A 10,492-nucleotide genomic window follows, 5' to 3' on the forward strand; every position below is an offset into this window, starting at 1 on the left:
AAATAAGGATAACTATTGGACGAGAATTGCCTGTGCCAGTTCAAGGTCGCTGACGTGAAGTTTTGGTTGGGTCCGGCGCAGGTAATCCAGGGCCGATTCCAGTTGTGCACCTCGCAGTTTCCCGTCGCTGGCGACGAATGCCGCAGCGTCATCGTGAGCGGCGACGATCAGTTTATGGTCGAAGGGCGCGGAGGTCACCATGCTCGTGGCATAGCCGCTGACCACCACTTGCTGGGTGGACACATCGAAGGCATGGGCCGGAGCAGACCAGCAAGAAACGATGAAGAAAGACGCGATGAACAGATCTGAGTAGAAACGCATGGGACTCGACGGTTGATGGCGAGTTTGAAGGCTAGCGCAAACCTGCGGGCCAGAGCCAGCGCTGAAACATCGGAACACCATTTGGTGCCCGATGTTTCATGTTGCATCAGATCACCAGGATGGCCTGGGCCAATTGCGCATCGGTGGCATTGAGCTGCGGTGCCTGCTGGCGGATGTAATCCAGGGCACTTTCCAGTTTCACACCACGGATGGCGCCTTCGCTGGCTACGAAGCTGGCGGCGTCATCACGGGCGGCTTGAACGATTTTGTTGTCACGCAGGGATGAGGTTGCATCGGAGGTCACGTCGGAGGTGGCCTTGAGTGCTCCGACGATGGAGTCGGTGGTGACGATGAAGCTGCTGGCGTTGGAATGGGCGGCTACGGCCAGCAGGGCAACGGTGCTGAGCAGGCGAAGACGGATCATGATGAAACTCCTTGAATGATGGGGTGATGCCGGTGCGTGTAGCTGGAAGAGGAGACGCATGCTCGACTCGCTTCGCCACGTTCGCTTCGATATTAGGGCAGGAACGCGTTGGCTGACAGCCCTTGCGACAGTCATTGACTGCAGGGTGTCGGCTTACTGTACTGGTACATTTTATGTATTGTTTAAACTGTTATGGCTCCAAGGCTTTCGTCAAAATCAGGCCCGGAAACGACAAGACCCGTCGCGGTTACCCGCGACGGGTCTTGTGTGTTCAATTCGGTGCTGGCGGTGGACCCGGTGGGTCAGGGCCAGCGACGCTGAGTTAGCGCCAGAACGGCTTGCTCAGCTCTTCGTAGCGTTGTGCTTCGCTGATACCGGCATCAGCCAGCAGGCGCGAATCCAGACGAGCCAGTTGGTGACGGCTGGCGATGCGGCGCTGCCACAACATCAGGTTGGCGATAACGCGAAGAGGCAGGGAAGCCTGGTTTTTTTCAGCTTTGTCTTCGAAAAACAGCTCGGAACTGAGTGTACGTTCCATGGTTGACATCCTTCCGCTTGTGGCGGGATTAGGTAGTGGTTTGACTGGTGCCCATGATCCTCTCGTTTGGCGAGTCTCTCTAGATACAGTTCACCTGTATTGTGAGAGACCAGTTAACTGTTAAAGAGCGGTGTACTGGTCGATATTGAGGCAACTGTACCTGTCTGCACAATATTAGTGCGTTTTTGCATGATGCTGGATGTTTTGTGGGAAAAGACTGTAAGAAAACACCGGTACAGCAGTACAGTTTTTGCCGGTTTAGGCGCGTGTGAGGGCCCTCAACCAAAACTGTATTTGCGATAGCGGTGATCCAGCTGTATCAGACGGCCAACATGCATCCGGTTTCTTCGAGGTTCAGGTGCCAACTCAGTGCGTCGCGCAGAATATGCGGGGTATGTCCGCCCACGGCGCACGCGGCGTCGAAATACTCATTCAAGGCCTGGCGGTAGGTGGGGTGCACGCAATTGTCGATGATCACTCGCGCGCGTTCCCTTGGCGCCAGGCCCCGCAGGTCGGCCAGACCGATCTCGGTCACCAGGATGTCGACGTCATGTTCGGTATGGTCCACATGGCTGACCATCGGCACGACACTGGAAATGGCCCCACCCTTGGCAATCGACTTGGTGACGAAAATCGCCAGGTGAGCATTGCGGGCGAAATCCCCCGAGCCGCCGATGCCATTCATCATCCGCGTGCCGCAGACATGAGTGGAGTTGACGTTGCCGTATAGGTCGAACTCCAGTGCGGTATTGATAGCAATGATGCCCAGGCGACGTACGACCTCGGGATGGTTGGAGATTTCCTGTGGGCGCAGGACCAGTTTGTCCTTGTACCTTTCCAGGTTTCCAAACACGTCGGCATTACGTCGACCCGACAGCGTGATCGAACTGCCGGAGGCGAAACTCAGCTTGCCGGCGTCGATCAGGTCAAATGTCGAGTCCTGCAAAACCTCGGAATACATGGTCAGGTCTTCGAACGGGGAATCGATCAGTCCGCACATCACGGCATTGGCGATGTTGCCGATCCCAGCCTGCAACGGCCCTAGCTTGTTGGTCATGCGTCCGGCCGAAACCTCCTGCTTGAAGAAATCGATCAGGTGATCCGCAATGGCCTGGGTGTCGCTGTCCGGTGGCGCGACGGTCGAAGGCGAGTCCCCTTGGTTGGTAATGACAATGGCGACGATTTTTTCCGGCGGGATCGCAATGGCGGGGCTGCCAATACGGTCGTCGACTTTCACCAGAGGGATAGGTGTACGGGTGGGGCGATAGGTCGGGATATAGATGTCGTGCAGCCCTTCCAGATTCGGGTTGTGAGCCAGATTGATTTCGATGATCACTTGTCGGGCGAAAATGGCGAAGCTGGCTGAGTTACCCACCGATGTGGTGGGTACGATATGTCCTTGCTCGGTAATGGCCACGGCTTCGATCACGGCGATATCGGGCAGTTTGAGCTGGCCGTTGCGCAGTTGCTCGACAGTTTCCGAGAGATGTTGATCGATGAACATCACCTCGCCTGCGTTGATCGCCTTGCGCAGCGTGCTGTCGACTTGGAACGGCATGCGCCGCGCAAGTACACCGGCTTCGGTGAGCTCCTTGTCGAGGTCATTGCCCAGGCTTGCACCGGTCATCAGGCTGATCTTCAACGGGGTGATCTTGGCGCGTTCAGCCAGGGCGTGGGGCACTGCTTTCGCTTCTCCGGCGCGGGTAAAGCCGCTCATGCCGACGGTCATGCCGTCCTGAATCAACAAGGCTGCGTCGGCAGCGCTCATCACTTTATTCAATAACGAAGGCAAGCGGATGCGATCACGGTACATAGGTGGTTATCTCGGGCTGGAAAGCAAGATGCGCAGTCTAGTGAATTAGCGCTGTGCCCGACCCGCTACAAAGGTCGCATTTCAGGCGTCTATTACGGGCGTTTCGGACAAAACATCATTACCGGATCGGTAATATTTTGCCTTGATGCAAATCAAAACGCCCCGACAGGTCGGGGCGTTTTGGGTGAAGCGGCGAAGGTTATTCCACCGCTTTGACCATGTCTTCGATGACCTTCTTGGCGTCACCGAACACCATCATGGTCTTGTCGAGATAGAACAGCTCGTTGTCCAGGCCCGCATAGCCGCTGGCCATCGAGCGTTTGTTGACAATGATGGTCTTGGCCTTGAACGCTTCGAGGATCGGCATGCCGGCAATCGGCGACTTCGGATCGTTCTTCGCCGCGGGGTTGACCACGTCGTTGGCGCCCAGCACCAGCACCACGTCGGCCTGGCCGAACTCGGAGTTGATGTCCTCCATCTCGAACACCTGATCGTAAGGCACTTCGGCCTCGGCCAGCAGGACGTTCATGTGCCCGGGCATGCGACCGGCCACCGGGTGGATCGCGTATTTGACGGTCACCCCGTGGTGGGTCAACTTCTCGGTCAGCTCTTTAAGCGCGTGCTGCGCCCGGGCCACCGCCAGGCCATAGCCTGGCACGATGATCACCGTATCGGCGTTGGTCAGCAGGAAAGTGGCATCGTCTGCAGAGCCGGACTTCACCGGACGGGCTTCTTTGGAGCCTGCCGGGCCAGCAGCATCTGCTGTGTTGCCGAAACCGCCGAGCAGTACGTTGAAGAACGAACGGTTCATCGCCTTGCACATGATGTACGAGAGGATCGCACCGCTCGAGCCCACCAGCGAACCGGCAATGATCAGCATCGAGTTGTTTAGCGAGAAGCCGATACCCGCTGCGGCCCAGCCGGAATAGCTGTTGAGCATCGACACCACCACCGGCATGTCCGCGCCGCCGATCGGGATGATGATCAGCACACCCAGGATAAAGGCCAGGGCCAGCATCAAGGCGAACGCGCCGAGGTTGCCAGTGAACATGAAGGTCAGGCCCAGGCCCAGCGTGGCAAGGCCCAGGATCAGGTTGAGCTTGTGCTGGCCACCGAACTGTACCGGTGCGCCCTGGAACAGGCGGAACTTGTACTTGCCCGAAAGCTTGCCGAACGCGATCACCGAACCGGAGAAGGTGATTGCACCAATGGCCGCGCCGAGGAACAGTTCCAGACGGTTACCGGCTGGAATCGAATCACCCAATTGCTTGACGATACCCAGGGACTGCGGCTCGACGACAGCGGCAATCGCGATGAACACCGCCGCCAGGCCGATCATGCTGTGCATGAACGCCACCAGCTCAGGCATCTTGGTCATCTCGACACGCTTGGCCATGATCGAACCGGCGGTACCGCCAACCAGCAGGCCGACGATGACGTAGCCGATACCGGCGGTAGCCAGCTCAGCACCGAGCTTATAAATGAGGCCCACGGTAGTGAGCACCGCCAACGCCATGCCAAGCATCCCAAACAGGTTGCCTCGGCGGGAGGTGGTGGGGTGCGACAGGCCTTTGAGGGCCTGGATGAAGCAGATCGACGCGATCAGGTAGAGCGTCGTTACCAGGTTCATGCTCATTACTTGGGCGCCTCTTCTTTTACGGCTTTCGGGGCTTTTTTCTTGAACATCTCAAGCATGCGGCGCGTCACGAGGAAGCCACCGAAGACGTTCACCGCGGCCAGGGCCACGGCGAGGGTGCCCATGGTCTTGCCCAAAGGGGTCACGGTCAGGGCGGCGGCGAGCATGGCGCCGACGATCACGATCGCCGAAATGGCGTTGGTCACCGCCATCAACGGCGTGTGCAGCGCGGGCGTTACGTTCCAGACCACGTGGTAACCGACATAAATCGCCAGCACGAAGATGATCAGGTTGTAGATACCGGGGGAGATGAGCTCTTCCATTGTCTGAATCCCTGCTTAGGCGTTTTTGCGGATGACTTGGCCGTCGCGGCACATCAGGCACGCGGCGACGATGTCGTCTTCCAGGTTCACGTCGAACTGACCTTCCTTGGTGAAGACCAGCTTCAGGAAGTCCAGCAGGTTACGGGCGTACAGCGCCGAAGCGTCGGCCGCGACTTCACCGGCCAGGTTGGTCGGGCCGCAAATGGTCACGCCATTCTCGATCACGACCTGATCAGCCACGGTCAGCGGGCAGTTACCGCCCTGGGCTGCCGCGAGGTCGATGACCACCGAGCCGGGTTTCATCTGCGCGACAGTTTCGGCGCTCAGCAACGTCGGCGCCTTGCGGCCCGGAATCAGTGCGGTGGTGATAACGATGTCAGCCTGTTTGGCGCGCTCGTGCACGGCTTGGGCCTGGCGCTGCATCCAGCTGGCCGGCATCGGCCGGGCGTAACCGCCGACGCCGACGGCGCATTCACGTTCTTCGTCGGTCTCGTAAGGCACATCGACGAACTTCGCGCCGAGGGACTCGATTTGCTCCTTGACCGCCGGCCGCACATCCGAAGCCTCGATCACAGCGCCCAGGCGCTTGGCCGTGGCAATCGCCTGCAGCCCGGCCACGCCTGCGCCGAGAATCAGCACGCGCGCGGCTTTCACGGTACCCGCGGCAGTCATCAGCATCGGCATGAAGCGCGGATAGTAGTGAGCGGCCAGCAACACGGCTTTGTAACCGGCGATGTTCGCTTGGGACGACAGCACATCCAGGCTCTGGGCGCGGGAAGTACGTGGCGCGGCTTCAAGGGCGAAAGCGGTAATGCCGCGCTCGGCAAGCTTGGCGATGGTTTCGTTGTTGAACGGATTGAGCATGCCCACCAGAACGGTGCCGCTCTTGATCAGCGTCAGTTCGCTGTCGCTTGGGGCCACGACCTTGAGAATCAGCTCGGCCCCGAATGCATCACTGGCGCTGCCAATGGTTGCGCCCGCTGCCTCATAGGCACTGTCAATAACGCTGGCCTTGATACCGGCGCCGCTTTGGACAGTGACTTTATGGCCTTGGCCGATCAACTTCTTGATGGTTTCCGGGGTAGCAGCAACCCGTGTTTCACCCGTTTGGGTTTCGAGGGGAACACCAATGTGCACGTCAAATCTCCTGCGTGATCTTATTGAGTAAACCCAGGCACTTCGGATGGTGCGGCTGGGGCGGCCGATCAGCACGATCCCGCCAAACCAGGCGGGGCGCGGCATTTTGCAGGCGAAAATTCAGCCCTTCAAGGGATTATGACGGGTGACGGAAAATTAACTACAAGTCACCCTGTGACCGAATGTCGCAATTATCGATCGACAGCCCTTGTGGGCCGCGCTTTCCAAGGATTCAGGTTCAAATTGACAATTTTTCCCATTGGCCAGATGAATGAGCGCTGATGCGTTGCGCGATATGGCTCGAAGCCATGTATTTAGACGCTTTGGAGACTACTGCACGAACTTGATAACAGATTGACTGAATGCGACATAAACTTATATCTGTAGCGACTTTTGTTAGTTGACTACCTAGGTTGGTTTTTATTTTTTCCTTATCAATCAAGAAGATAACTATTGGCTTGTTTCACGAGCCAGTCACGAAAAGCTCGAAGGGAGGCGGATTCGACCTTTCGCTCTGGAATCATCAGGTAGTAGGCCTTGATGCTCGACAGCGCATTACGGTTGGCCACGACCAGTCGTTTCTCTGCCAATTCGCGTTGAATCAAAAAGGGCGGAATCAGCGCGATACCCATGTCGTGCATAGCCGCTTGGGCGAGCATGGAGAATAGTTCATAACGCGGCCCTGTCAGGTCCCGCGCAATATTCAAGTTCTGGGCGTTGAACCACTGGCGCCACGCATACGGACGCGTGGTCTGCTGGAGCAAGGGCAGTTCGGAGATCGCCTCTGGTGTCAGGCCCTTGCGACCGTCTAGCAGGGCGGGGCTGCATACCGGCATCGGATTTTCGCCCATCAGCTTGTGGGATTCGGTACCGGACCAGTCCGCATCGCCAAAATAGATGGCGGCGTCAAACTCGGTATCGGCAAAGAGAAAGGGGCGCGTGCGGTTGGTCAGGTTGACGGTGACTTCCGGGTGCTGCTGCTGGAAGTCCTTGAGACGTGGCAGCAACCATTGGGTGCCGAAGGTCGGCACCACGGCCAGTTCGATTACGTTCGCACCGGTGTGCCCCATCACTGAAAGTGTGTCGCGCTCGACGGCATCCAGTTGGGTGGCAACGCGTCGGCTGTAGGAAAGACCTGCTTCGGTCAGTTTGACGCCGCGGCGCGAGCGTCGGAAAAGCTCCACGCTGAGGAAGTCCTCCAGGCTGGCAATCTGTCGGCAGATAGCGCCTTGCGTGAGAGAAAGCTCCTGCGCTGCCTTGGTGAAGCTTTCATGGCGCGCGGCAGCCTCGAAACTGACCAGCGCGGCGGTGCTGGGGATTTTACGGCGCATGTACGTAAGCCTCACTCAATGCCTATGTAAACGGGGTTCGTAGCGTTTACGGAGTGAGAAATTAGCACAGATTAGTGCGTAATCCTCGTTTGCCCTTGTAGGAAACCGCGCCTAGGATCAATCCACGATTTTCATTTAATTGGCGAGGACTCTTTCATGGCCGGTAAAGCGAGCTTCAACTGGATCGATCCGTTGTTGCTGGATCAGCAGCTCACCGAAGAAGAACGCATGATCCGCGACACTGCCGAGCAGTTCGCCCAGCAGAAGCTCGCTCCGCGAGTGTTGGAAGCGTTCCGTCATGAGAAAACCGACCCGGCGATTTTCCGCGAGATGGGTGAAGTCGGCCTGCTGGGGGCAACCATTCCTGAACAGTACGGCGGCAGTGGGTTGAACTATGTCAGCTATGGCCTGATCGCTCGTGAGGTAGAACGGGTCGATTCCGGTTATCGCTCGATGATGAGCGTGCAATCTTCGCTGGTCATGGTGCCGATCAACGAATTCGGGACTGAGGCGCAGAAACAGAAGTATTTGCCGAAGCTGGCGTCCGGTGAATGGATCGGCTGCTTTGGTCTGACTGAGCCGAACCATGGTTCCGACCCGGGTGCGATGATCACTCGTGCGCGCAAAGTGGAAGGCGGCTACAGCCTGACGGGCAGCAAGATGTGGATCACCAACAGCCCGATCGCTGACGTATTTGTCGTCTGGGGTAAGGACGACGCCGGTGATATCCGCGGCTTCGTTCTCGAAAAAGGCTGGAAGGGGCTTAGTGCGCCGGCCATTCATGGCAAGGTCGGGCTGCGCGCCTCGATCACTGGCGAAATCGTCATGGACAACGTATTCGTTCCGGAGGAGAACATCTTCCCGGATGTCCGTGGCCTGAAGGGCCCGTTTACTTGTCTGAACTCGGCGCGCTACGGCATCTCCTGGGGCGCCCTGGGAGCCGCTGAATTCTGCTGGCATACCGCACGCCAGTACACGCTGGACCGCCAGCAGTTTGGTCGTCCGCTCGCTGCGAATCAGTTGATCCAGAAGAAACTGGCCGATATGCAAACTGAAATCACGCTGGCCCTGCAGGGATGCCTTCGTCTGGGGCGTATGAAAGATGAGGGGACGGCGGCGGTCGAGATTACCTCTATCATGAAGCGCAACTCCTGCGGCAAGTCCCTGGATATTGCCCGCATGGCGCGGGACATGCTGGGCGGCAACGGTATTTCCGATGAGTTCGGCATTGCGCGTCATCTGGTGAACCTGGAAGTCGTGAACACCTATGAAGGCACGCACGATGTGCATGCGCTGATTTTGGGGCGTGCGCAAACCGGTATCCAGGCGTTCTACTAATTGGAGAACCGTCATGGGCGCGCTTTCGCATCTGCGGGTATTGGATTTATCGAGGGTATTGGCTGGGCCGTGGGCCGGACAGATCCTGGCTGACCTGGGGGCAGATGTCATCAAGGTCGAGCGTCCCGGCAATGGTGACGATACGCGCGCCTGGGGGCCGCCCTTCCTGAAGGATGCCCGAGGCGAGAACACGACCGAGGCGGCTTATTATCTTTCAGCCAATCGCAACAAACAGTCGGTGACCATCGACTTCACGCGGCCGGAGGGGCAGCGGCTGGTACGAGAGCTGGCGGCCAAGTCCGACATCCTGATCGAGAACTTCAAGGTGGGCGGCCTGGCGGCGTATGGCTTGGATTATGACTCGCTAAAGTCGATCAATCCGCAATTGATCTATTGCTCGATAACCGGGTTTGGCCAGACCGGTCCTTACGCCAAGCGCGCCGGGTATGACTTCATGATCCAGGGGCTGGGGGGCTTGATGAGCCTGACTGGTCGCCCTGAAGGCGATGAGGGCGCGGGGCCGGTGAAGGTGGGGGTCGCGCTGACGGATATCCTCACGGGGCTGTATTCGACCGCTGCCATTCTGGCGGCGTTGGCCCATCGTGATCATGCCGGTGGCGGGCAGCACATCGATATGGCCCTGCTGGATGTTCAAGTGGCTTGCCTGGCCAACCAGGCGATGAACTACCTGACCACGGGCAATGCGCCAAAGCGGCTGGGTAATGCTCATCCGAACATCGTGCCTTATCAGGATTTTCCTACGGCTGATGGCGATTTCATCCTGACGGTAGGTAATGACGGCCAGTTCCGAAAGTTCGCTGAGGTTGCTGGTCAACCGCAGTGGGCTGATGATCCGCGTTTTGCCACTAACAAGGTACGGGTGGCGAACCGGGCGGTATTGATTCCGTTGATTCGCCAGGCGACGGTGTTCAAGACCACCGCTGAATGGGTGACTCAGTTGGAGCAGGCTGGTGTGCCGTGTGGGCCCATCAACGACCTGGCCCAGGTGTTTGCCGATCCTCAGGTACAGGCTCGTGGGTTGGCGATGGAATTGCCTCACCTGCTGGCCGGTAAAGTGCCACAGGTGGCCAGTCCGATTCGACTGTCCGAAACGCCGGTGGAGTATCGCCATGCGCCTCCTTTATTAGGAGAGCATACGTTGGAGGTGCTGCAGCGAGTGTTGGGGTTGGACGAGGCTGCGGTGCTGGCGTTCAGAGAGGCTGGGGTCCTGTGAGTCTTCTCTTCTATATAGAGGAGGGTGGTTAAAGGGCAAAAGCCAACAGGTTAGTCGGTGCTGCGCAACTTATTGATAGAAAAGCGAAATTAAGGGTTGACGGCAGATTCTGGAAGTCTATAATTCGCCCCACTTCCGGCGCAGTCGAAACGGAAAACTCCTTGAGATTCAACGAGTTAAGTAGGTTTCGAAGGTGCAGGGCTTCAGTTCATCGAAGTCCGGAAGGAGCAGGTAGGGCGGTGTTGTTTGGCTCTATCGGCGGTTCGATCTTCTCGGTCGAAAGCGGTGAAAAAGAGGTGTTGACAGCAGCGAGTAACGCTGTAGAATTCGCCTCCCGCTAACGAGAGATCGGAAGCGCAAGTGGTTGAAGTTGTTGAGGTTTCCGAAGCGAAACTTT

The 10,492-nt window shown here is 57.9% G+C and carries 10 protein-coding genes; 2 read left to right on the plus strand and 8 right to left on the minus strand.

Going from position 1 to position 10,492, the window contains the following annotated elements; all coding sequences use genetic code 11:
- Window positions 1-12 precede the first annotated feature (12 nt).
- The 8 genes from BT125_RS24500 to BT125_RS24535 form a co-directional block, all read right to left on the minus strand.
- Window positions 13-321, minus strand: a complete 309-nt coding sequence (locus BT125_RS24500) for a DUF2388 domain-containing protein (RefSeq protein WP_072411230.1) — start codon at window positions 319-321, stop codon at window positions 13-15.
- Between the two features lie 106 nt (window positions 322-427).
- The gene (locus BT125_RS24505) at window positions 428-745 is read right to left on the minus strand and encodes a DUF2388 domain-containing protein (RefSeq protein ID WP_072411231.1); all 318 of its coding nucleotides are present in this window, start codon (window positions 743-745) and stop codon (window positions 428-430) included.
- 322 nt (window positions 746-1,067) lie between these two features.
- Window positions 1,068-1,283 carry a DUF1127 domain-containing protein gene (locus tag BT125_RS24510; protein WP_003187014.1) on the minus strand — a complete coding sequence of 72 codons (216 nt, stop codon included), beginning with the start codon at window positions 1,281-1,283 and terminating at the stop codon, window positions 1,068-1,070.
- Between the two features lie 319 nt (window positions 1,284-1,602).
- Complete coding sequence (locus BT125_RS24515) at window positions 1,603-3,096, minus strand: acetyl-CoA hydrolase/transferase family protein (RefSeq protein WP_072411234.1); 1,494 nt, start codon at window positions 3,094-3,096, stop codon at window positions 1,603-1,605.
- A 199-nt stretch (window positions 3,097-3,295) separates the two neighbouring features.
- Entirely contained in the window at window positions 3,296-4,732 is a 1,437-nt protein-coding gene (locus tag BT125_RS24520; RefSeq protein ID WP_072411236.1) for an NAD(P)(+) transhydrogenase (Re/Si-specific) subunit beta, read from the minus strand.
- A complete protein-coding gene (locus tag BT125_RS24525) occupies window positions 4,732-5,055 on the minus strand; it encodes an NAD(P) transhydrogenase subunit alpha part 2 (RefSeq protein ID WP_003187010.1) in 324 nt (107 codons plus the stop codon). Before BT125_RS24525 ends, BT125_RS24520 begins: the two co-directional genes overlap by 1 nt.
- Window positions 5,056-5,070: 15 nt before the next feature.
- Window positions 5,071-6,192, minus strand: coding sequence for a Re/Si-specific NAD(P)(+) transhydrogenase subunit alpha (locus BT125_RS24530; RefSeq protein WP_072411239.1), 1,122 nt, complete (start codon window positions 6,190-6,192; stop codon window positions 5,071-5,073).
- Between the two features lie 434 nt (window positions 6,193-6,626).
- A complete protein-coding gene (locus BT125_RS24535) occupies window positions 6,627-7,523 on the minus strand; it encodes a LysR family transcriptional regulator (RefSeq protein WP_072411241.1) in 897 nt (298 codons plus the stop codon).
- 156 nt (window positions 7,524-7,679) lie between these two features.
- On the opposite strand from BT125_RS24535, the gene BT125_RS24540 reads away from it, so the two are divergent.
- Together BT125_RS24540 and BT125_RS24545 are read left to right on the plus strand one after the other, a co-directional pair.
- On the plus strand, window positions 7,680-8,861 hold the full coding sequence (locus BT125_RS24540) for an acyl-CoA dehydrogenase (RefSeq protein WP_014335919.1): 1,182 nt from the start codon (window positions 7,680-7,682) through the stop codon (window positions 8,859-8,861).
- A 13-nt stretch (window positions 8,862-8,874) separates the two neighbouring features.
- On the plus strand, window positions 8,875-10,095 hold the full coding sequence (locus tag BT125_RS24545; protein WP_072411243.1) for a CaiB/BaiF CoA transferase family protein: 1,221 nt from the start codon (window positions 8,875-8,877) through the stop codon (window positions 10,093-10,095).
- Window positions 10,096-10,492 lie beyond the last annotated feature (397 nt).

Origin of the sequence: Pseudomonas sp. NFACC04-2 (genome assembly GCF_900119265.1) — a bacterium.
GTDB lineage: Bacteria > Pseudomonadota > Gammaproteobacteria > Pseudomonadales > Pseudomonadaceae > Aquipseudomonas > Aquipseudomonas fluorescens_AA.